The sequence below is a fragment of the [Actinomadura] parvosata subsp. kistnae genome, from assembly GCF_900323885.1.
GTDB classification, from domain to species: Bacteria; Actinomycetota; Actinomycetes; order Streptosporangiales; family Streptosporangiaceae; genus Nonomuraea; species Nonomuraea composti.
Genome location: NZ_OOHJ01000013.1, coordinates 101,176 through 122,348, shown reverse-complemented (window position 1 = coordinate 122,348; position 21,173 = coordinate 101,176). Strand labels below are relative to the sequence as shown.

The following is a 21,173-nucleotide window of genomic DNA, read 5'->3' as shown; positions in this document are numbered from 1 at the left end:
GCGGACAGATCTCCCCGCATGCGAACGCGTCAGCGGGTGCGGTACAGCTCGTGTGCCGCCGTGATCGCCTCGTCGGCGAAGCCCAGGACGTCTCTCTTGCGTTCGAACGGCGAGCCGTACAGGGAGCGGCGGGGTGTGCCGAAGTGGTCGCCGAGGCCGGCGATGACGCCGGCCATCGACGGCACGGCGGTGTCCTCCTCGCGCAGCCGCAGTGCCTCGTCGATGACGCGGTGCCAGCGCTCGGGGAACGTTTCCCTGGCGTGCCGGCCGGCGCCGGACTTGGAAATGATCTCGCCGGTGGCCAGCGTGTAGTGGAGGCGGGCGACGCCGGTGACGACCCAGACGGTGCCGTACGGGCCGAGGCAGGCCAGCCCCCAGGGCGTGAGGGGGCGGGAGGCGCGGATGACGAGGCGGCGCCAGTAGAGGTCGAGGTTGCGGTCGGTCCAGGCGGCGAGGGCTTCGGGATCGTTCCAGATCTTGAGGTCTTCGGGTTTGGGTCCGCGGCAGGTCAGGCCGTGGCGGGCGAGGGTGTGCCAGGTGACGGGGTTGACGGTGCCGCGCCGGTTGAGGCGGCCGGCGTGGGCCTGGGGGCGCTCTCCCAGGCCGGTGGGGTCGTGGCCGAGGTCGTCCCAGGTGAGGTAGACGCCGTCGAAGGGGTGGGCGCCGAGTTTGGTGTGGATGCGCTCCAGCACGTCCGCGGGCGGGAGGGCGGAGGTGACGGCGACGAAGTCGACGTCGCTGGTGCCCGGCCGGTAGTCGCCGAGCGCGGCGGAGCCTTCCAGGTAGAGCCCCTCGACGAGCCCGGGTGCCTCCGCGTCGGCCAAGCTGAGGTAGGTCTCGACGATCGCGGCGATCTTCGGGTGGGGCGTCATGGCCGCCCAGCTTGCCATACTCCGCGCCACCGCCTCATCACATTACAGAATCCTAGAATGGCCGAGTGAATGACGCATATACCCCTTTAACCCTTAAATCCACGCATGATGGGCTCAAGTGGGCGGCGGTCGAGCCGGGGGTGATCCCCGCCTGGGTGGCCGACATGGACCTGCCCACCGCCCCCGCCGTCGCCGACGTCCTGCGCCGCCGCGCCGACGGCGACCTGGGTTACCCCGCCTGGCTGCTCGACCGCAACGCCGGCCCGCTGGCCGAGGCGTTCGCCGAGCGGATGGCGGGCAGGTTCGGCTGGGAGGCCGACCCGGGGCTGGTGCGTCCGTTCAACGACCTCAACCAGGCGCTCCAGGTACTCCTCCACCTCTGGACGAAGCCGGGCGACGGCGTGGCCGTGCACGTCCCGGCGTATCACCCGTTCCTGGACACGCTGGACGTCATGGAGCGCCCGCTGCGCCCCATCCGGATGGAGCCGGACGGCGACACGTGGCGTTTCGAGGTGCCCGACCTGGCGGGCTGCCGGGTGCTCCTGCTGGTCAACCCGCACAACCCGACCGGCCGCGCGTTCACCGAGCGGGAGCTGACCGAGCTGGCCGAGCACGCCGAGCGGCACGACCTGCTGGTCATCGCGGACGAGATCCACGCCGACCTCGTGTACGAGCCGCACCGGCACATCCCGTTCGCCACGATCGCGCCCGAGCGCACGGTCACGCTGACGTCGGCGACGAAGGCGTTCAACCTGGGCGGCATCCGCTGCTCGGTCGCCCATTTCGGGCACGAGGGCGCGCGCACGGCCCTGGAGGCGCAGCCGCCGTTCGTGTACGGCTCGCCCAGCGTGTTCGGCGTCGAGGCGACGGTGGCGGCCTGGCGGCACGGTGACGCGTGGCTGGCGGAGACCGTGGCGCTGCTCGACCGCAACCGCCGCACGATCGCCGACCGCCTGCCGGCCGCGTTCGGCTACCGCGTGCCGGAGGCGACGTACCTGGCCTGGCTGAACGTGGGCAGGCCGGGCATGGCGGAGGTGTTCGAGCGCGAGGCGAGGGTGCGGCTGAACGACGGCGCGGCCTTCGGCCCCGGTGGTGAGAGCTGTGTGCGGCTCAACTTCGCCACCACCGAGGCCATCCTGGCGGAGATCCTCGACCGGCTACTGCGCCAGCGGTGGTAGGTCGGGCGGGGCGGCGGCGGGCCGCTCGTCCAAGGCGGCCAGGGCGAGCTCGATGGCCTTGTCGAGCTGCGGATCCCGGCCCGCCACCCGGTCCTGCGGCGTGATGACGACCTCGACGTCGGGGTCGACGCCGTGGTTCTCCACGCCCCAGCCGGGCCCGTCGAGCCAGAAGGAGTAGCGCGGCTGGGTGACGCGGGTGCCGTCGACGAGCGAGTACCGGGAGTCGATCCCGATCACCCCGCCCCACGTGCGCGTGCCGACCAGCGGCCCGATGCCCCGCGCCTTGATGCCCGCGCTGACGATGTCGCCGTCGGAGCCGGCGAACTCGTCGGCCACCGTCACGACCGGCCCGCGCGGCGAGTCGTCGGGGTAGCGCATCGGCTGGTACCAGCGGGCCCGCGCCCACCCGGTCACCTTGCGCGACAGCTTCTCGAGGATCAGCTCCGACAGGTGGCCGCCGCCGTTCTCGCGCACGTCCACGACCAGCCCGTCATGGTCCATCTCGGTACGCAGGTCGCGGTGGAACTGCGCCCATCCGGAGGCCACCATGTCGGGCACGTGCAGGTAGCCCAGCCGGCCGCCGGACGCCTGCCTGACGTAGGCGCGGCGGTCGTCCACCCAGGCGTGGTAGCGCAGCTGCGTCTCGTCGGCGACCGGGGTGACGACGACGCGGCGCACGTCGCCGCCGGAGGAGTGGCGCACGGTCAGCTCGATGGGCTGGTTCGCGGTGCCGGCCAGCAGCGGCAGCGGCCCGCGTACCGGATCGACGGGGCGGCCGCCGACGGCGAGGATGGCGTCGCCCTCGCGGACGGCGACGCCGGGCGCGAGCAGCGGCGAGCGGGCGGCGTGGTCGGAAGACTCGCCGGGCAGGATGCGCCCGACCCGCCACACCCCCTCGTCGTCGCGCACCAGGTCGGCGCCGAGCAGGCCCTGGCGGCGCCTGGGGTCGGTGCCGGAGCCGTTGGCCACCGCGTAGGCGTGGGAGGTGCCGAGCTCGCCCTGCGTCTCCCAGAGCAGGTCGATCAGCTCGGAGTGGGCGCCGATGCGGGAGATCAGCGGCTCGTAGCGGTCGAGCACGCCCTGCCAGTCGACGCCGTTCATGTCCTCGCGCCAGAAGTGGTCGCGCATGAGGCGGCCGGCCTCGCGGAAGCCCTGCCGCCACTCGGCGACCGGGTCGATGTGCACGGTGATCCGGTCGAGGTCGACGGTGACGACCTCGTCGCCCTCGCTGGCGGCGCGGGTCTGCAGGCCGTTCTTGCCGTTGGTGACGAGCCGGGAGCCGTCGCCGCTGACCTCGAACGCGCGGATCTCCTTGCCCAGCTCGGCCTTGGCGCGCTTCTTGAGGTCGTAGCGTTCGAGCACGGTCTCGGAGGTCTGCTCGCTGCCGTCGCCGAGCACCCCGCTGAGCGGGTGGCGCAGCCAGAGCAGCGCGTCCTTGGCGGTGCGGAGGTTGCCGTAGCTGGCGGCGGGCACCGGTACGGGCACCACGCGGGCGGCCAGCCCGTCGGGGTCCACCTCCGTGCGGGGCGGCATGTCGTCCTTCTTGTCGTCCTTGGACGGCTTGTCGTCCTCGCCGTTGAAGCCGCGCCCCTGCAGCGAGGGGTCGAACGGGGACGGCGTGTCGGCCTTCAGCGGCACGATGTACGGCTTGCAGCCCTGGGGGAAGGACAGGTCGAAGACGTGCGCGTCGTACACGGGGTCGAAGGTGCGCACCGACAGGAACGCCAGGTGCTTGCCGTCCTTGGTGAAGGCGGGGTCGTAGTCGACGAAGCGCGGCGGGGTGACCTCGATGACGGACGTGCCGTCGACGCGGCCCATCTTGATCTGGGTCAGCCGCCGGTGGTGCGGGTGCTCCCAGGCCAGCCAGGTGGAGTCGGGCGAGAAGGCCAGCCCGCTCACGTCGCCCTGGTCGGTGTGCTCCAGCTCGCGCACGTTCTCGCTGTCGAGGTCGATGACGAGGAGCCGCCCGTCGTGCGTGGCGACGGCGACGTGCTTGCCGTCGGGCGCGGCGACCAGCTCCAGCACCCGGCCGAGCTGCCCGGCGGCGAGGGTCCTGACCTCGCCGCCGGGGGTGCCGATCTCCAGCCCGTCCTCGCCGCTGGCGTCGGAGACCCATACGGCCTTGCCGTCGGCGTCGAGGACCTGCGGCAGGCGGACGCGCACGCCGGGCTCGGCGCGCAGCACGCCGGCGGGCCCGTCGCGGTGGGTCACCCAGTGCGCGGTGCCCCTGATCTCGACGGCGCTGGCCCGCCCGGTGGCGTCGGGCGAGAACCCGCCGGCCCGCAGGGGCGCCGGGCGTCTGGCGCGCCCCGGTCGCGGCCCGCCCAGCCGCACGTCCAGCCGGTACGGCTCGGCGTCCAGGCTCTCCATCAGCCACAGGTCACCGGCGTGGCTGTAGATCACCCGCTGCCCGTCGCTGGTGGCGTGGCGGGCGTAGAACTCGTCGTGGGAGCTGTGCTTGCGCAGGTCGGAGCCGTCGGGCAGGGCGGAGTAGACGTTGCCGACCCCGTCGGTGTCGGACGTGAACACGAGCCGGTCGCCCACCCAGCTCACCGCCCAGTGCTGCGCGGGGTCGTCGGCGAACAGCCTGGTGAACTCGCCGCTGCCGTCGGCGTCCACCCAGATCTTGGCGGCGGTGCCGCCGCGGTACCGCTTCCAGTGGGAGGGCTCGGTCCAGATGACCGACACGGTGGCGACCCTGCCGTCGCTGACGGCGGCGTCGCCGACCCAGCCGTAGGGCAGCCGGGTGGGCGGCCCGCCGTCGAGGGGGACGGCGTGCGCCCAGCGCCGGTTGTCGGAGCCCTGCCCGGCGGCGGTGACGGCGAGGACCTCGCCGTCACCGAGCCACCCGCGCACGGAGGTGGCCCGGTCGCCCCAGTGCGTCAGCCGCTCGCCTTCGGGGCCGTCGAGCTCGGCCGTGAACGCCTCAGGGGCGCCCTCCTTCGTGCTGGTCCACGCGATGCGGCCGCCGTCGGGCGAGAACCGCGGGTTGGACACGGGCACCCGGTCGGCGGTGAACCGCCAGGCTCTGCCGCCGGTGACGGGGGCGAGCCAGACGTCGTCGTCGGCGACGAAGGTGACCAGGTCACCGTGCAGGTGCGGGTATCTCAGGTATGCGCCATATGCCACCCCTGAACACTAAACCGCGTCACCAAGAGCAGCCCAAGAATTCCTCTCCCAGTGGACGGCCGGCACGCGTGGGGGCAGGGGGGTGGGGTCCGTCCCGTAGCCCTGTGAGGAAGCATGAAGATCTTCGCCCGGCCGCACCAGCTCCCGCCCCGCGTGAGCGCCGCGGCCATCATCCTGAACTCCGGCCTGGACCTGATCCACGCCGACGAGCAGCGGGCCGCGGCCACGCACGGCATGGCGGCGGGCGCGTACCCGTTCCTGCGCCGCATGGATCCGGCGCTGTTCACGCGGCTGCTGGCGCGCAGCCAGGTGGCGCTGGGCGCGGCCCTGCTGGCGCCGTTCGTGCCGTCGCTGGTGGCGGGGGCGGCGCTGACGGGGTTCGCGGCGGGGCTGGTCGGGCTGTACCTCCGCACGCCCGGGATGCGGGAGGAGGGCAGCCTGCGGCCGACGCCGCAGGGGCTCGGCGTGGCCAAGGACGTCTGGCTGCTGGGCATCGGCCTGGGCCTCGTAGCGGAGGAACTGCGGGACCGGCAGCTGCCCGGCCGCCAACATTGATCTCCGGTCTGTGACCGCTAAGGTGGACAAAGTCGGGTAGCCGGGGCGCATGGTACAAATCGGCTACACCTTGATGTCCGAACAGACCCCGGCCCGCGAGCTGGTCGACTACGCCGCCGCGGCCGAACGGCTCGGCTTCGACTACGCCGTCATCTCCGACCACTACTTCCCGTGGGTGGAGGAAATGGGGCACTCCCCCTACTGCTGGTCGGTGCTCGGCGCCGCGGCCCAGGTCACCGAGCGGCTGCCGCTCATGACGTACGTGACCTGCCCCATCATGCGCTACCACCCGGCGGTCGTGGCACAGAAGGCGGCCACCATGGGAGTGCTCAGCCAGGGCAGGTTCACCCTCGGCCTGGGCGCGGGCGAGAACCTGAACGAGCACGTCATCGGCGAGGGCTGGCCCCCGGTGGACACCAGGCACCGGATGTTCGCCGAGGCCGTCCAGATCATCAGGAAGCTCTTCACCGGCGAGTACGTCACCCATCAGGGCGAGTTCTTCGACGTGGACTCGGCCAAGCTGTACGACCTGCCGGAGCAGCCGGTGCCCATCGGCATCGCCGCCTCCGGCGGCCAGTCGGCCGAGCTGGCCGCCGAGTACGGCGACGTGCTGGTCATCAACGAGCCGATGCCGGAGGTGGTGCAGCAGTTCAACGCCGCGGGCGGCGCGGGCAAGCCGGTCTACGGCCAGCTCGCCCTCTCCTACGACACCGACGCCGAGGCCGCCAAGCAGCGCGCGCACGAGCTGTGGCGCTGGTCGAGCGTCGGCGGCTGGAAGGTCATGGCCGAGCTGCCGGGCCCGGTGAACTTCGCCGCCGCGGCCGGCACGGTACGCCCGGAGGACGTCGCGCAGAGCGTGCCGTGCGGTAACGACGTGGACGCCGTCGTGCAGGGCGTCAAGAAGTACGTCGACGCCGGATACACGCACGTCGCGCTCGTCCAGATCGGGCACGACCAGCAGCAGCCCTTCTTCGACTGGGCGGAGAAGGAGCTGCTGCCGGCCCTGCGCGGCCTGTGACTACGGGACGATGTTGACCAGCTTCGGCGCCCGGACGATCACCTTGCGGGGCATGCCCTGCACGTAGGGGGCGATCTTCTCCGAGGCCAGCGCCAGCGCGCGCAGTTCGTCCTCGCTGATGTCGGGCGAGACCTCCAGGCGGTCGCGCACCTTGCCCGCCACCTGCACCACGCACGTGACCGACTCCTGCACCAGCAGCGCGGGGTCGGCCACCGGCCAGCCGGCGAACGCGACGGACCCGGTGCGGCCCAGCCGCTCCCAGCCCTCCTCGGCGGTGTACGGGGCGACCAGCGACAGCAGCACGGCCAGCGTCTCGGCGGCCTCGCGCACCGCCGGGTCGGCGGGGCCGGGGCCGGAGTCGATGGCCTTGCGCGTGGCGGAGGTCAGCTCCATCATGCGGGCCACCGCGACGTTGAAGCGCTGCGACTCGATCAGCTTGGTGGCCTCGTCGATCGTGTGGTGCGTCACCTTGCGCAGCTCGGTGTCGCCGCCGTCGAACGCGACGCCGGGCTCGCTGGTCACCTCGGACATCACGCGCAGCGCGCGGGCCAGGAACTTCTGCGAGGCGGCCGGCGAGACGTCGGCCCAGTCGATGTCGTCTTCGGGCGGCCCGGCGAACACCATGGTCAGGCGGACGGCGTCGACCCCGAAGTCGTCGATCTGCTGCCCCAGGTCGACGCCGTTGCCCAGCGACTTCGACATGGCCTTGCCGCCGTTGATGACCTGGCCCTGGTTCAGCATGCGCTGGAACGGCTCGGTGAAGTCGACCATGCCCATGTCGTGCAGGACCTTGGTGAAGAAGCGCGAGTACAGCAGGTGCAGCACCGCGTGCTCGATGCCGCCGACGTACTGGTCGATCGGGCCCCACTTGCGCACCTGCTCGGGGTCGAACGGGCCGTCGTTGTAGCCCGGCGAGCAGTAGCGCAGGAAGTACCACGACGAGTCGACGAAGGTGTCCATCGTGTCGGTGTCGCGCTGGGCCGGGCCGGCGCACTTGGGGCACTCGACGTTGACCCACTCGGTGGCGCTGGCCAGCGGCGACACGCCCTTGGGGGCCAGAGCCTCGCCGCGCAGGTCGGGCAGCGTGACGGGCAGTTGCTCGTCGGGGACGGGCACCTCGCCGCAGTCGGGGCAGTGGATGATCGGGATCGGCGTGCCCCAGTAACGCTGGCGGGACAGCAGCCAGTCGCGCAGCCGGAAGTTGACCGCGCCGGTGCCCCGGCCCTGCGTCTCCAGGATCTCGATGATCTTGGTGATGGCCTCGGTCTTGGTCAGGCCGTCGAGCGGGCCGGAGTTGACCAGCGTGCCCTCGCCGGGCGTGGCCTCGCCGGTCTCGCCCGGGTCGGCCAGGCCGGTGTGCACGACGACCTTCACCGGCAGGTCGAACTTGCGGGCGAAGTCGAGGTCGCGCTGGTCGTGCGCGGGCACCGCCATGATGGCGCCGTGGCCGTAGTCGGACAGCACGTAGTCGGCCGCCCAGACCGGGATGCGCTCGCCGTTGACCGGGTTGATCGCGTAGCGGCCCAGGAAGACGCCGGTCTTCTCCTTGTCGGTGGCCAGCCGCTCGATGTCGCTCAGCTTCGCGACCTCGGCGCGGTACGCCTCGAACGCCGGGCGCTGCTCGTCGGTGACGATCTCGTCGGCCAGCGCGGCGTCGGCGGCGACGACGAAGAACGTGGCGCCGTACAGGGTGTCGGGGCGCGTGGTGTAGACGTGGACCGGCTCGTCGCGGCCCTCGATCTCGAACAGCACGTCGGCGCCCTCGGAGCGGCCGATCCAGTTGCGCTGCATGGTCAGCAGCCGCTCGGGCCAGCCGGTCAGCTGCTCCATGTCGTCCAGCAGGCGCTGCGCGTAGTCAGTGATCTTGAAGTACCACTGCGTCAGCTCGCGCCGGATGACGTCGGCGCCGCAGCGCTCGCACTTGCCGGCCACGACCTGCTCGTTGGCCAGCACCGTCTGGTCGTTGGGGCACCAGTTGACCAGGCCGCCCTTGCGGTAGGCCAGCCCGCGCTCGAAGAAGCGGATGAACAGCCACTGGTTCCAGCGGAAGTAGTCGGGGTCGCTGGTGTGCAGGCGGCGCGACCAGTCGAAGGAGATGCCGTAGCGCCGGAACGAGTTGGCCTGCGTCTCGATGTTGGCGTAGGTCCACTCGGCCGGGTGCGCGTTGCGCTTGATCGCCGCGTTCTCCGCGGGCAGGCCGAAGGAGTCCCAGCCGATCGGATGCAGGACGTTGTAACCCTTCTGCATCCAGTAGCGCGCGACGACGTCGCCCAGAGCGAACACCTCGCCGTGGCCCATGTGCAGGTCGCCGGAAGGGTAGGGGAACATGTCGAGCATGTAGCGGCGCTCGCGCGGGTCTGCCGGGTCCTCGCTCGCCCGGTAGGTCTCTTGCTCCTCCCATCGCTGCTGCCACTTGGCCTGCAGCGCCTGCGGATCGTACTCACTCACGGCTACTGTCCTTCTGGCTTGATTCGGACCCATAAGAAAACCCCTCGTGCACACAACGAGGGGTGGAGCCGCGACGGCGAAGATCTTCTAGGGCCGTCGCGGCCCGCTAAGAAGCAGGGTCGCGGAACGCATGTGTCAAGCCTAGCGCACCTCTTCGGCTGAATGCAGGCTATGGATCGAGGTCCGCAGGCACAATGGACCCTTCGGGTCTGGCGAGACCTGATGGTGATGTATCCGTTGTGACCTCATTCGTCCCACAAGAATAGCCTTGTCGCCGTGGTATACCCAGCTGAGCCTGACCGACCGGGGGGTGACCTGCCGATGCAGGATCCGCCCACCGATCCTCATGGCTTCGCTCGTTTCGCTGCGGAACCACCTGCATCTCCTGGAAAATCCCATGAGATCATGCGTGAGACGTCGAATCCGGATATAACGGGACATCCGGACACAACCTCGGGAGGGCCGGCAGCAATGGCAACGGAGAATTCCGGACCTCATCTGCCCTCCTCCTGGCCGGAGCCGCCCCGCCGCGACAGCTCGCCCGCGTGGGCCGACTCCCCCGCCGACGTCCCCACCTCCTGGCCCGAGGCCCGCGGCCGGGCCGGCCCGACCCGTCGTGGCCGGAGCCCCCGCGCAAGGACCCGTCCTGGCCCGAGCCGCCCCGCAAGGACTCCTCGTGGCCGGACGGCGCCTCCTCCCCTGACGTGCGCACGTCCTGGCCCGAGAACGCCTCCTCGCCCGACGTGCGGAACCCGTGGCCGGAGAACGCGTCCTCGCCGAACGTACGGACCTCCTGGCCCGAGAACGCCTCGTCGCCGGACCTGCGGACCTCCTGGCCCGACAACGCCTCCTCGCCCGACGTGCGCACGTCCTGGCCCGACAACGCTTCCTCGCCCGACGTGCGCGCCTCCTGGCAGGACGCGCCCCCGCCGCCGCAGAGCACGGCCGGGCCGGGGGCGTGGCCCGAGGTGTCCTCGAAGGGCACGCCGCCCCCCGCGCCGCAGCCCGCCGACCCGGTGCCCGCCTGGGCGCAGCCGCCCACGCCGTCGCCCGGCGCGTGGTCCAACCTGTCCAGCCCCGCCCCGTGGCCGCCGGCCGACCGGGCGGCGTCACCGCCACAGACGCCACCACAGGCGCCACCACAGGCGCCGACACCGCCTCCCGCCGACGCGGCGGCCGAGCGTACCGCGATCTACAGCAGCCCGCCCGTCCCGCCGCCGCCCGCGCCGCACCCGGCCGACGAGCGCACGGTCACCTACGCCCAGCACACCGAGAACCTCCTGAACGATCGCGCGGTCCCCTCCAGCCCCATGGATTCTGCTCAGCCGAACATCGAGACGCCCCCCAGCGCCCCTCCTGGCATGCCTCCCGGCGAGGACCAGCCCGGCCGGCCCGGCTCCAACCTGAGCCGCGACCCCTCCGACCCGGAGAACCGCTTCGTCACGGCCGGCCAGATCAGCGGCTCCCGCACCCCGCCGCCGGAGCGCCAGCAGGAGCTGTGGAACACCGTCTTCGGCGACAACTACCAGTCGATGGGCGACCAGGACGCCCTGGGGGACGAGGACTCGGGCAGGCCCATCTGGATCTACGCGCTGGGCGGCTCGGTCGGCATCGCGCTGGTCGCCGCGGTGCTGTGGGCGTTCCTGTGGGGGCCGCTGGCAGGTGAGGACCCGCCGTCGAACGCGAGCCTGGCCGCCGAGCAGTCCGCGACGGCGCCGCCCAAGTCGACCCCCACGAAGTCCGCCACCTCGATCGGCCCGCTGCCCCGCTACACCGGCAAGGCGTCGCCGGTCGTCGGCCGGGTCCCGGACGCCGGGGCCGGGATCAGCGTGCCGCGCCTGGGCGGCACCTGGCAGCTCGACCAGCGGGCCACGGTCAAGGGCACGTACGGGTTCAACACCCGCCAGTACGTGCAGGTGGCCCCCGACCGGTACGCCACGATCATGTCGGGCCCGCTGTCGCAGCGGCTGGCCTCGTACTACAAGCCGGACGACCTGGAGCCGGTGATCAGGCAGGTCGTGCTGAGCGCGCGGCGCAGCTTCTTCCCCGACGACAACAAGGTCAAGAAGATCGCCCAGCAGCCGATCAAGGTGGGCGACCAGACGGGGCGGCTGATCGCGTACTCGCTGACGTCGGGCACCGAGAAGGCCACGATCGCGACGATGGCCATCAACACCGGCGGCGAGCTGCCGGCCATCGTCTACATCTCGATCCCGGCGGAGAGCAAGCAGCTGCTGCCCGACATCCGTACGGTGATGAACCAGATCCGCCTGGCCGGCCAGTAGCGCCCTAGAAGGTGCACTCCATGTGCTTGATCCCGTTGATGAAGCTGGAGTGCAGCCGGTCGGGCTTGCCCGCCTCGATGCCCGGCACGCGCCGCAGCAGCTCGCGGAACATCACCGTGATCTCCCGCCGGGCCAGGTGGGCGCCGAGGCAGAAGTGCGGGCCGGGGCCGCCGTAGCCGACGTGCGGGTTGGGGTGGCGGGTGATGTCGAAGCGCAGCGGGTCGTCGAACACGGACGCGTCGCGGTTGGCGGCCCAGTAGAACAGCACGACCTTCTGCCCCTTGCGGTAGAGGTGGCCGTTCATCTCGAAGTCCCTGGTGGTCTTGCGGCGCATGAAGTTCACCGGGGAGGCCAGCCGGACGATCTCCTCGACGGCGCCGGGCGCGCGGCCGTCGATGTCCTCCAGCCAGAGGGCGCGCTGGTCGGGGTTCTTGGTGAGCAGGCGCATGCCGTACGAGATGGCGTTGCGCGTGGTCTCGTTGCCCGCCACGACCAGCAGGATGAAGAACGAGCCGAGCTCCTGCATGGTCAGCCGCTCGCCGTCGATGTTGGCGTTCACCAGTGACGAGGTGAGGTCGCCGGTGGGGTGGTCGGCGCGGTGGGCGGCGAGGTCCTGGACGAGCTGCTGCAGCTCCATGCCGGCGTTAAGCAGCCGCTCGGCGAGCTGGTCGAGGTCGCCGCCGGTGTACTCGGGGTCGAAGCCGCCCAGGATGATGTTGGAGCGGTCGAAGACGAACTGGTAGTCGCGCTCGGGGATGCCCATCATGTCGCAGATGATCTTCAGGGGCAGGCGGGCGGCCACCTCGGTCACGAAGTCGCAGCCGGGCCCCTTGGCGAGCAGGTCGTCCACGATGCCGACGGCGGCCGCCTCGACGTCCGACTCGAACTGCTTGATCATCTTGGGTGTGAACGCGCGGGAGACGATCCGGCGCAGCCGGGCGTGCCGCGGGTCGTCCATGTTGATCATCGACCCGAAGTACTCGGCGAACTCGGCCGGCATGTCGGGGATGTTCGTCGCGCCGCCGTCGCCCGAGCAGAACACCTCCGGGTTGCGGCTGGCCTCCAGGATGTCGGCGTGCCTGACCAGCGCGTAGTAGCCCGGCCCCTTGGGCATGTACGCCATCTCCGCTTCCTCGAAGAAGGCCGGGGTGCCGAGCGAGCGCAGCCGCTCGAACGCCTCCTCGCGCTCGCTCATGGGCCTGGCCCAGAAGTCGCGGTCCGACAGGTCGAAGTCCAGGACGCTCATGAGGCCATCATTGGAAAAGCGGGCACTTACGTCAATGGGTTGGGCGTACACCGTACGTACGTGGCGTGGAAAACCTGTGGCTCCTGCGGCGCGGCGGGCCGTAGGGTGCGTCGCGTGTACTGCTTCTTCCGACGTTAGCGATCCGCCGGCGGGTCGCGGACGACCCCACCGCCGGCGATGCGGGACGGCTGAGCGAGCGCCGTCCCGGGTCGCGACGTGGGAGAAGCACAGGTGCGTACTTTTGCCGTGGCCAGGGCCGTGCGTGGCATCGAGCCCCTGGTGGCCATGGAGATCCGGCGATCACTTACGGGCGTGGTGCACGGGGTGCGCCATCGCGAGGTGTGGTTCGAGGCCCGGCCGGGGGCCGACCTGCTCGGGCTGCGCACGGCCGACGACGTGCTGCTGGCCGCCGCCGTCGTCGACGGGATCGGGCCCGGCCGCGCCGCGCTGCGCCGGCTGGCCCGGGCGGCGCGCGAGGTGGACCCGGCGCTGATGGGCGACCCCGGGAGCGGGGTGGAGGTGTCGGCGTCGTTCGTGGGGCGGCGCAACTACACCCGGTTCGAGATCGAGGACGCGGTGGGGGCCGAGCTGGCCCGGCCGGCGCGGGTGCCGTACCACTCCCGCCGCGACGGCCGCCGGCCGCCGCCCGGCGCGCGGTCGTGGCGGGTGACGATCGACGGCGATCAGGCGGTCATCGCGGTACGGGTGGCGGCGCGGCCGTTGCACCGGCGGGCGTACAAGACGGCCTCGATCCCGGGCACGCTGCACCCGCCCGTGGCCGCCGCCATGGCCCATCTCGCCCGGCTCACCGGGGCCGCGACGGTGCTCGACCCGTGCTGCGGCGCGGGCACCACCCTGATCGAGGCGAGCGCCACCCTCCCGGACGCCACGAGGGGACGGCTGCTCGGGTTCGACCGTGATCCGGCCGCCATCGCGGCCGCCCGCGCCAACACCCGGGCGGCGGGGGCGGCGCTCGCGTGGGCGGTGGCCGATGGCGGGCGGATACCGGTGGAGGACGGGTGCGCGGACCGGGTGCTGGTGAACCCGCCCTGGGGACGCCAGGTCCCGCCCGCCGGCCTGCTCGCCCGGGGCCTGGCCCGCTGTGGCGGGAGGTGCGGCGGGTGCTGGCGCCGGACGGGCTGGCCGTGGCGCTGGTGCACGACGGGGTGCCGCGCGGGTTCGCGGTGGAGGAGGTGGTCGAGGTGAGCCTGTCGGGGCAGCACCCCCTGATCGTCGTACTGAAGCCCCGCTGATCACCGCACGCAAGCAGCACCGTACTCAAGCAGCACCGCACTCAAGCCCAGCCGATAAGGGCCGGTCAGGAGGCCGGGCCGAGCCAGTCGAGGATGAGCCGGTTGACCTCGCCGGGCCGTTCGAGGTGCAGGAAGTGCCCGGCCCCGGCCACCTGCTCGGCCCGCGACCCCGCCGGCAGGTGCTCCAGCGCGCCCTTGGCGAGGTCGGCGCTCAGGCACCCGTCCTGTGCCCCGTGCAGGTAGAGGACGGGCCCGCTGACGGGCTGTTCGACGGCGGGGTAGCGGCCGGAGGGCGGGGTGGTGCCGAGCATGGCGCGGTAGTAGCCGATGGCGGCGGCGAGGTTGGCGGGGTCTCCGAGGCTGCGCCGGACGAACTCCAGGTCCTCGCGGGCGTCGTAGCCGGGCGACCAGTCGCGCCAGAGGTTGTCGATGAAGCCGGGCGTGGCGGCGGCGGTCTCGGCGAGCGCGGTCTGGAAGAGGAAGATGTAGAAGGAGCGCTTGAGCTGCTCGTAGTCGAAGAAGCCGCCGGCCAGCGAGCCGGGCGGCGGCACGGCGAGGGTGACGGCGCGGCGGAAGCGCCCGGCGGTGGCGTAGGCGGGGAAGGCGCCCCAGTCGTGCCCGATGACGACGGCGTCGTCCCCGCCGCCCAGCTCCTCGTGCAGCGCGCGCACGTCGGCGACCAGCGCGGCGTCCTCGTAGGCGCCGTCGGCGGGGATCTCGGTGGGCGCGTAGCCGCGCAGGAAGGGGGCGACCGCGCGGTAGCCGCGCTCGGCCAGCGCGGGCATCAGGTGCCGCCAGGTGTGCGCGGTGTCGGGGAAGCCGTGCAGGCAGAGCGCCAGCGGCCCCTCCCCCAACGATAGATACGCGAACTCCACCCCATTGGCGTGGATAGTCCTGATCTCCATGACTGCGAAACCTAGCACGCCGGATCTTCCGTCACCGGGCATCTCAGAACGCCCACCGCAGATGCTTGACCCCGTTGATGAAGTTCGACAGCAGGAAGGAGGGCTCGCCGACCGCCCTGGCGTCCGGCAGCCGGGTGAACAGCTCCCGGAACATCACGGTCATCTCCCTGCGCGCCAGGTGCGCGCCCAGGCAGTAGTGCGGGCCGGGGCCGCCGAAGCCGACGTGCGGGTTGGGGTCGCGGGTGATGTCGAACGCGTCGGGGTCGTGGAAGACGGACTCGTCGCGGTTGGCGGAGTTGTAGAAGAGCAGCACCTTGTCACCCTTCTTGTACGCCGTGCCGTTCATCTCGTGGTCCCGGGTGAGCGTGCGGCGGAACTGGATGACCGGCGTGGCGTAGCGGACGATCTCGTCGCAGGCCCCGGCCACGCGCCCGTCGAAGTCCGCCAGCAGCAGCTCGCGCTGCCCGGGGTGGTCGGTGAGGAGCTTGAGCCCGTACGCGATCGCGTTGCGCGTGGTCTCGCTGCCCGCCACCACCAGCAGGATGAAGAACGAGCCGAGCTGCTGCGAGGTGAGCCGCTCCTCCCCGTTGACGAGCAGGCTGACCAGGTCGCCGGTGGGCCGCCGGCGCCGCTCGTCGCCGAGGCGGGCGGCCAGCCGGTTGAGCGAGTGGCCGGCGTGCAGCAGCCTGGCCAGGCCGCGGGCGACGTTGACGCGGCTGTAGCCGGGTGAGATGCCGGTGTACTCGGGGTCGGCGTTGCCGAGGATGACGTTCGTCCGCCGCAGCACCATGTCATGAAATTTCGCGGGGATGCCCATCATGTCGCAGATGACCCGTACGGGAAGCCTGGCGGCCACCTGGGCGACGAAGTCGCCGGGCCCCTCCTCGATCGCCCGGTCCACGATCTCGGCGGCGGCCCGCGCCAGGTCCTCCTCCATCTTCGCGAGGATGCGCGGCGTGAACGCCCGCGACACGATGCGGCGCAGCCGCGCGTGCGCGGGGTCGTCCATGTTGATCATGGAGCCGAAGTACACGCTGAGCCAGCGCGGCATGTCGGGGATGCTGTTGGCGCACGGCTCGCTGCTGAAGACGGCCGCGTTCCTGCTGGCCTCGGTGACGTCGGCGTGACGCACCAGCGCGTAGTAGCCGGGGCCGCCGCCGATGAACGGCACGGCCTGCTCCGGCACGAACACGGGGCGGCCGAGCTCGCGCAGCTTGCGGAAGGCCGCCATGCGCTCGGCCTGCGACCGCTCCCAGAACGGGATCTGCGACAGGTCGAGATCCGCGGGCAGAGTCATACCCACGACCCTACGCAAGTGACCACTTACGTCAAGCCTTGCTCGCCCTGATCAGGTCGGCTCCCTTCTCGCCGATCATGATGGCGGGCGCGTGGGTGTGGCCGCGGTTGAGCGTCGGCATGATCGAGACGTCCACGACCCTGAGCCCCTGGATACCGCGCACGCGCAGCTCAGGGTCCACCACCGAGGTCTCGTCGGTGCCCATGCGGCAGCTCCCGACCGGGTGGTAGAGGGTCTCGCCGCGCTCGCGTACCCACTGGGCCAGCTCCTCGTCGCTCTCCGGCCCCCAGTAGGGCGCCATCGGCCCGCCCGCGTACGGCTTCATCGCGGTGGTGGCGAACACGTGCTTGGCCGCCTTCAGCCCTTCGACCAGGCGCTTGACGTCGGCCTCGGCCGTCAGGTAGCCGGGGTCGATCACGACGTCCCGGCCGCTCAGCCCGATGCGGCCGCGGCTCTCCGGCTGCAGCAGCACGACGCCGACGGTGAGCCCGTGGCCGGTCGGCGGGGTGAAGCCGTGGTCGACGAACGGCACCGGCGCGAAGACCAGCTCGATGTCGGGCGCGGGCTCCTCGGGCGAGGTCCTGATGAACGCGACGGCCTCCCCGACGTTCGTGGTGAGCATGCCGGAGCGCAGGACGATGTAACGCAGCAGGTTGACCAGCGACTCGGCCTTGGTGAGCGTCACCGGTTGCTTGCACTCGACGAACACGCCACTCGACAGGTGGTCCTGGAGGTTCTTGCCGACCTCGGGCAGCTCGTGCACGATCGGCACCCCGGCGTCGCGCAGCTCGTCGGGCGCGCCCACGCCGGAGCGCAGCAGCAGGTACGGCGAGCCGATCGCGCCGGCCGCCAGGATGACCTCCAGCCTGGCCCTGATCGGGGCGCCGCCGCTGTGCTCGATGCCCGTGGCGCGCTTGCCGTCGAACGTCACCCGGTCGACGGTGGTGTTGGTGATCACGTGCAGGTTGGGCCTGGACAGGGCGGGCCGCAGGTACGCGTCGGCGGCGCTCCACCTCCGGCCGCGGTTCTGGGTGACGGGGGTGGGGCAGTAGCCCTCGTTGGAGCGGCCGTTCAGCTCGGCCAGGCGGGTGTGGCCGAGCTCCTCGCACGCCTTCAGGAAGGCGGCGGTGGTGACGTTGGGGCTGCGCAGCTCGGAGATGTAGAGCGGACCGTCGGTGCCGTAGACGCCGCCCTCGTTGCTGCCGACGCGGCGCTCGGCCTTGGTGAAGTACGGCAGCACGTCGTCGTAGGCCCAGCCGGGGACGCCCCACTGGTCGTAGTCCTGCTGGCAGCCGCGCACCCACATCTGGGCGTTGAGCGAGGAGGAGCCGCCCAGCACCCGGCCGCGCGGCCAGTAGAGCTCGCGGCCGGACATCTCGCTCTGCTTGGCCGTCAGGAACGCCCAGTCGTACTCGGTCTTGAACAGCTTGGCGAAGCCGGCCGGCATGCGGATCTCGAGCTTGTCGTCCTTCCCGCCCGCCTCGACCAGCGCCACCGACACGCCGGGGTCTTCGGTCAGCCTGGCGGCCAGCACGCAGCCGGCCGAGCCCGCCCCGACGATCACATAGTCGTACTCCATGACACCCCTCCATGGGGTAAGTAACTTCCTACTTGCTTACTTCACGCGGGCCGGGCGCGTCCATATGCACTTGTGACCTGAGTTACCTACCAGTCGGTATGCCGGTCCTGCGAAGATGGCGCCGAAGCCGTTCTAGAGGGAGGAAGGCGTCATGCTCAACCTGTCGATCGTCCTGGAGGACAGCGCCAGGAACACCCCGGACGGCACCGCGATCGTCTTCGGCGACATGCGGCTGCCGTTCTCCATGATCGACACCGTAGCGAACCAGGTGGCGAACCTGTTGGTGACACGCGGCATCGGCAAGGGCGACAAAGTGGCGCTGGCCTGCCCGAACCTGCCGTACTTCCCGTTCGTCTACTACGGCATCCTCAAGGCCGGGGCGACGGTCGTGCCGCTCAACGTCCTCCTCCAGACCCGTGAGATCACCTACCATCTCGACGACAGCGACGCCAAGGCGCTGTTCTGTTTCGAGGGCACGCCGGAGCTGCCGCTGGGCGAGCGCGGCCGGGCCGGGTTCGAGGCGGCCGAGCGCTGCGAGCACTTCTTCGTGCTGCCCGCCACGCCGCTGGCGACCGAGTCGGAGTACGGCGAGTCGATCTGGGCGGCCCTCGGCGGGATGCCGGGCGAGTTCGAGACCGTGCAGACCGCGCCCGACGACACCGCCGTCATCCTCTACACCTCCGGCACCACCGGCCAGCCCAAGGGCGCCGAGCTCACCCACCAGAACATGCTGATGAACGCCATCATCAGCGACCGCATGTTCCCCCGCACCGAGGGCGGCGACACCTACCTGGCGGCGCTGCCGCTGTTCCACTCCTTCGGCCAGACCACGGTCATGAACACGGGCTTCCTGCGCGGCTCCACGGTCGTGCTGATGACCCGCTTCGAGCCGGGCGAGGCGCTCGCGCTCATGGCCAAGGAGGGCGTGACGTACTTCGCGGGCGTGCCCACCATGTACTGGGCCATGCTCACGAAGATCCACAGTGAGGGCGCCGAGGTGCCGCGCTCGCTGCGCGTCGCGGTCGCCGGCGGCGCGTCCTCGCCGGTGGAGGTGCTCAAGGACTTCGAGCAGACGTTCGGCATCGGCATCCTGGAGGGGTACGGCCTGTCGGAGACCTCCCCCGTGGCCTGCTTCAACCAGATCGGCCGGCCCGCCAAGCCCGGCACGATCGGCACCCCGATCTGGGGCGTGGAGATGAAGCTGGTCGACGGCGACTGGAAGACGATCGAGGGCGAGGGCCCCGGCGAGATCGCCATCCGCGGCCACAACGTCATGAAGGGCTACTACGGCCGCCCCGAGGCGACGGCCGAGGTGATGCGGGACGGCTGGTTCCGTACGGGCGACATCGCCACGCGCGACGCCGACGGCTACTACTCCATCATCGACCGGGCCAAGGACATGGTCATCAGGGGCGGGTTCAACGTGTACCCGCGCGAGGTCGAAGAGGTGCTGATGACCCACGAGGCGGTGTCGCTGGCCGCCGTGGTGGGCGTGCCGCACGACTCGCACGGCGAGGAGGTCAAGGCGTACGTGATCCGCACCCCCGGGGCCACGATCACCGAGGACGAGCTGATCGCCTGGGCCAAGGAGAACCTGGCGGCCTACAAGTACCCGCGGATCATCGAGTTCCGTGACGCGTTGCCGATGACGGCCACGGGCAAGATCCTCAAGCGCGAGCTGCGCTGACGTCCCTTCCGGCTCCAGGGGCGCGGGCTTCGGCCCGCGCCCCTTCTACTTGCGCGGCGCGCTGCCGGGCACGAACCTGAACGACACCGCCTCCATCAGCGGCTTGCGCTGGGTGTTGTGGAAGGCGGCGATGCGCCAGCGGCCGTCGGCCTCGCGCACCAGCGTGTAGGTCTGGACCTTGCCGTACGTGCGCGGCCGCTTCTTGGCCACCTCTCCCCTGCCGGTGACCACGGCCACGCCGGGCCCGAGGAAGCGGATCCCGGTGATCTCGTTGAACATCCTGGTGCCCTTGAGCACGCTGTCGAACAGCGCCTGGTGCGCGGCGGCGAGGTCGTCGCGCCCGTGGTAGACGGTGCCGACGAACGTGGTGTAGCTGGCGTCCTCGGTGAAGCAGGCGCCGTAGGCGTGGCCGTCGCCCCGGTTCCAGGCGTCCTCCAGGTCGGCGAAGAGCGTCCGGACGTCCTGCTCGGCGGTGGTGATCATGGAGGCTCCCTCTGGTAGTTTACTCAGCACAGTGTCTGTGCTGAAGTGATATCTGCTCGCTTGCAGATATTAGATTAAGGAAGAGGAGTGACCGTGTCAACGGATCTGAGCGGGCTCTTCCGTCGCTACCTGAGCGCGACGGTCCTCAACAGCCTGGCCACCGCCGAGGCGGCCGGGCTCAACGCCACCGACTACTACGCGCACAACCTGCTCGACCTCATGGGCCCGCTCACCTCGGGCGAGCTGGCCGCGCAGACCGGGCTGACCACCGGCGCCACCACGCGGCTCATCGACCGCCTGGAGAAGGCCGGCTTCGTGCGGCGCCGGCCCGACCCGGCCGACCGGCGCAAGGTGATGGTGGAGTCGGTCTCCGAGCCGGAGGGGCTGGACGAGGTGCTCAAGGGCACCAGGGCGCGGCTGCGTACCGTCTTCGAGGGGTTCTCGGAGGCGGAGCTGGCCGTCCTGTGCGGCTACTTCGAGCGCGCCACGGCGGCCTACCGCGAGGCCACCGACGAGCTCATCACCGCGCGGAACGCCTGAATGCTCGCCCTCTTCGACCTCGACAACACGCTGATCGACCGGCTGGCCGCGTTCGAGCGGTGGGCCGCCGCGTTCGCCGCCGAGCGCGGGCTGGGCGCCGGCGCGGCGGCGTGGCTGGTGGCGGCGGACGCGGACGGGTCGGTGCCCATGGAGGCGTTCTTCGCCCGCGTACGGGAGCGGTTCGGGCTGCCCGAGCCCGCCGCCGAGCTGTGGCGCGCCTACCGGGCCCGCCTGCCGCACCTGGTGCGCTGCCGCCCGGAGGTGCTGTCGGGGCTCGACCGGCTGCGCGCGGCCGGCTGGACGGTCGGCATCGTGACGAACGGGGCGGCCGACAACCAGACCGGCAAGATCCAGCACAGCGGGCTGGCCACGCGGGTGGACGGGTGGGCGATCTCGGCGGCGGAGGGCATCAGGAAACCGGACGCCCGCCTGTTCGCCCTCGCCGCCGCGCGCTGCGGCCGGTCGCTGGACGGCGGCTGGATGGTCGGGGACGACGCCGTCAACGACGTCGCGGGCGGGCACGGCGCCGGCCTGCGGACGATCTGGATCGACCGCCGCGAGGAACTGGCGCGGCGCGGCCTGGAGCCTCCGCCGCCCCCGGCGTCACCCCCTGACCGGGTGGTGCACGACGTCGTCGCCGCCATCGGGCTGCTTCTCGACCTGGCGTGATCGCGTTGCCGGACTTATCGGGCTGCGGC

16 protein-coding genes are annotated in these 21,173 nt (G+C 71.4%); 8 read left to right on the top strand and 8 right to left on the bottom strand.

The window, feature by feature from the left end; translation table 11 throughout:
- Window positions 1–29: 29 nt before the first annotated feature.
- The gene (locus KIS93_RS13905; protein WP_080046264.1) at window positions 30–872 is read right to left on the bottom strand and encodes a nucleotidyltransferase domain-containing protein; all 843 of its coding nucleotides are present in this window, start codon (window positions 870–872) and stop codon (window positions 30–32) included.
- Between the two features lie 65 nt (window positions 873–937).
- Here KIS93_RS13905 and KIS93_RS13900 point away from each other — a divergent pair, with 65 nt between their 5' ends.
- Window positions 938–2,050 (top strand): MalY/PatB family protein, encoded by a 1,113-nt coding sequence (locus tag KIS93_RS13900; protein ID WP_246005280.1) that lies wholly within the window; start codon window positions 938–940, stop codon window positions 2,048–2,050.
- On the opposite strand, the gene KIS93_RS13895 is transcribed toward KIS93_RS13900, so the two are convergent.
- Window positions 2,030–5,179, bottom strand: coding sequence for a S41 family peptidase (locus KIS93_RS13895; protein ID WP_080046263.1), 3,150 nt, complete (start codon window positions 5,177–5,179; stop codon window positions 2,030–2,032). The two genes, KIS93_RS13900 and KIS93_RS13895, sit on opposite strands and share 21 nt — an antisense overlap.
- Window positions 5,180–5,293: 114 nt before the next feature.
- On the opposite strand from KIS93_RS13895, the gene KIS93_RS13890 reads away from it, so the two are divergent.
- Both KIS93_RS13890 and KIS93_RS13885 read left to right on the top strand, forming a co-directional pair.
- Window positions 5,294–5,734 carry a hypothetical protein gene (locus KIS93_RS13890; RefSeq protein WP_080046262.1) on the top strand — a complete coding sequence of 147 codons (441 nt, stop codon included), beginning with the start codon at window positions 5,294–5,296 and terminating at the stop codon, window positions 5,732–5,734.
- Window positions 5,735–5,783: 49 nt separating this feature from the next.
- Window positions 5,784–6,752, top strand: coding sequence for a TIGR03557 family F420-dependent LLM class oxidoreductase (locus tag KIS93_RS13885; RefSeq protein ID WP_080046261.1), 969 nt, complete (start codon window positions 5,784–5,786; stop codon window positions 6,750–6,752).
- Here KIS93_RS13885 and leuS read toward each other — a convergent pair whose 3' ends face one another.
- Complete coding sequence (gene leuS, locus KIS93_RS13880; protein WP_080046260.1) at window positions 6,753–9,233, bottom strand: leucine--tRNA ligase; 2,481 nt, start codon at window positions 9,231–9,233, stop codon at window positions 6,753–6,755.
- Between the two features lie 512 nt (window positions 9,234–9,745).
- Here leuS and KIS93_RS13875 point away from each other — a divergent pair.
- Window positions 9,746–11,485: a hypothetical protein gene (locus KIS93_RS13875; protein WP_186404216.1), complete on the top strand. Its 1,740-nt coding sequence runs from the start codon at window positions 9,746–9,748 to the stop codon at window positions 11,483–11,485.
- A gap of 4 nt (window positions 11,486–11,489) precedes the next feature.
- Here KIS93_RS13875 and KIS93_RS13870 read toward each other — a convergent pair whose 3' ends face one another.
- Complete coding sequence (locus KIS93_RS13870; RefSeq protein WP_080046257.1) at window positions 11,490–12,731, bottom strand: cytochrome P450; 1,242 nt, start codon at window positions 12,729–12,731, stop codon at window positions 11,490–11,492.
- A gap of 231 nt (window positions 12,732–12,962) precedes the next feature.
- On the opposite strand from KIS93_RS13870, the gene KIS93_RS13865 reads away from it, so the two are divergent.
- Window positions 12,963–13,937, top strand: a complete 975-nt coding sequence (locus KIS93_RS13865) for a methyltransferase domain-containing protein (RefSeq protein WP_222107469.1) — start codon at window positions 12,963–12,965, stop codon at window positions 13,935–13,937.
- Between the two features lie 112 nt (window positions 13,938–14,049).
- Here the strand turns inward: KIS93_RS13865 and KIS93_RS13860 are convergent, their stop codons facing one another.
- The 3 genes from KIS93_RS13860 to KIS93_RS13850 are packed head-to-tail and all read right to left on the bottom strand — an operon-like array spanning window position 14,050 to window position 17,765.
- The gene (locus KIS93_RS13860; RefSeq protein WP_080046256.1) at window positions 14,050–14,889 is read right to left on the bottom strand and encodes an alpha/beta fold hydrolase; all 840 of its coding nucleotides are present in this window, start codon (window positions 14,887–14,889) and stop codon (window positions 14,050–14,052) included.
- Window positions 14,890–14,932: 43 nt separating this feature from the next.
- Entirely contained in the window at window positions 14,933–16,186 is a 1,254-nt protein-coding gene (locus KIS93_RS13855; protein ID WP_080046255.1) for a cytochrome P450, read from the bottom strand.
- Between the two features lie 31 nt (window positions 16,187–16,217).
- Window positions 16,218–17,765, bottom strand: coding sequence for a GMC family oxidoreductase (locus KIS93_RS13850; RefSeq protein WP_080046254.1), 1,548 nt, complete (start codon window positions 17,763–17,765; stop codon window positions 16,218–16,220).
- Between the two features lie 151 nt (window positions 17,766–17,916).
- Between KIS93_RS13850 and KIS93_RS13845 the strand changes: the two genes are divergently transcribed.
- Window positions 17,917–19,452 (top strand): long-chain-fatty-acid--CoA ligase, encoded by a 1,536-nt coding sequence (locus tag KIS93_RS13845; protein ID WP_080046253.1) that lies wholly within the window; start codon window positions 17,917–17,919, stop codon window positions 19,450–19,452.
- Between the two features lie 45 nt (window positions 19,453–19,497).
- On the opposite strand, the gene KIS93_RS13840 is transcribed toward KIS93_RS13845, so the two are convergent.
- On the bottom strand, window positions 19,498–19,935 hold the full coding sequence (locus KIS93_RS13840; protein WP_080046252.1) for an SgcJ/EcaC family oxidoreductase: 438 nt from the start codon (window positions 19,933–19,935) through the stop codon (window positions 19,498–19,500).
- Window positions 19,936–20,028: 93 nt separating this feature from the next.
- Here KIS93_RS13840 and KIS93_RS13835 point away from each other — a divergent pair, with 93 nt between their 5' ends.
- On the top strand, window positions 20,029–20,475 hold the full coding sequence (locus tag KIS93_RS13835) for a MarR family winged helix-turn-helix transcriptional regulator (protein WP_080047633.1): 447 nt from the start codon (window positions 20,029–20,031) through the stop codon (window positions 20,473–20,475).
- Window positions 20,476–21,144: an HAD family hydrolase gene (locus KIS93_RS13830; RefSeq protein WP_080046251.1), complete on the top strand. Its 669-nt coding sequence runs from the start codon at window positions 20,476–20,478 to the stop codon at window positions 21,142–21,144.
- The last annotated feature ends 29 nt before the right edge of the window (window positions 21,145–21,173 follow it).

Excerpts from the sequence above, each read along its gene's own strand:
- KIS93_RS13830 (WP_080046251.1), top strand. The coding sequence starts at position 20,476 with ATGCTCGCCCTCTTCGACCTCGACAACACGCTGATCGACCGGCTGGCC.
- KIS93_RS13890 (WP_080046262.1), top strand. The coding sequence starts at position 5,294 with ATGAAGATCTTCGCCCGGCCGCACCAGCTCCCGCCCCGCGTGAGCGCC.
- KIS93_RS13885 (WP_080046261.1), top strand. The coding sequence starts at position 5,784 with ATGGTACAAATCGGCTACACCTTGATGTCCGAACAGACCCCGGCCCGC.
- KIS93_RS13860 (WP_080046256.1), bottom strand. The coding sequence starts at position 14,889 with ATGGAGATCAGGACTATCCACGCCAATGGGGTGGAGTTCGCGTATCTA.
- KIS93_RS13845 (WP_080046253.1), top strand. The coding sequence starts at position 17,917 with ATGCTCAACCTGTCGATCGTCCTGGAGGACAGCGCCAGGAACACCCCG.
- leuS (WP_080046260.1), bottom strand. The coding sequence starts at position 9,233 with ATGGGTCCGAATCAAGCCAGAAGGACAGTAGCCGTGAGTGAGTACGAT.
- KIS93_RS13855 (WP_080046255.1), bottom strand. The coding sequence starts at position 16,186 with ATGACTCTGCCCGCGGATCTCGACCTGTCGCAGATCCCGTTCTGGGAG.
- KIS93_RS13850 (WP_080046254.1), bottom strand. The coding sequence starts at position 17,765 with ATGGAGTACGACTATGTGATCGTCGGGGCGGGCTCGGCCGGCTGCGTG.
- KIS93_RS13905 (WP_080046264.1), bottom strand. The coding sequence starts at position 872 with ATGACGCCCCACCCGAAGATCGCCGCGATCGTCGAGACCTACCTCAGC.
- KIS93_RS13870 (WP_080046257.1), bottom strand. The coding sequence starts at position 12,731 with ATGAGCGTCCTGGACTTCGACCTGTCGGACCGCGACTTCTGGGCCAGG.
- KIS93_RS13840 (WP_080046252.1), bottom strand. The coding sequence starts at position 19,935 with ATGATCACCACCGCCGAGCAGGACGTCCGGACGCTCTTCGCCGACCTG.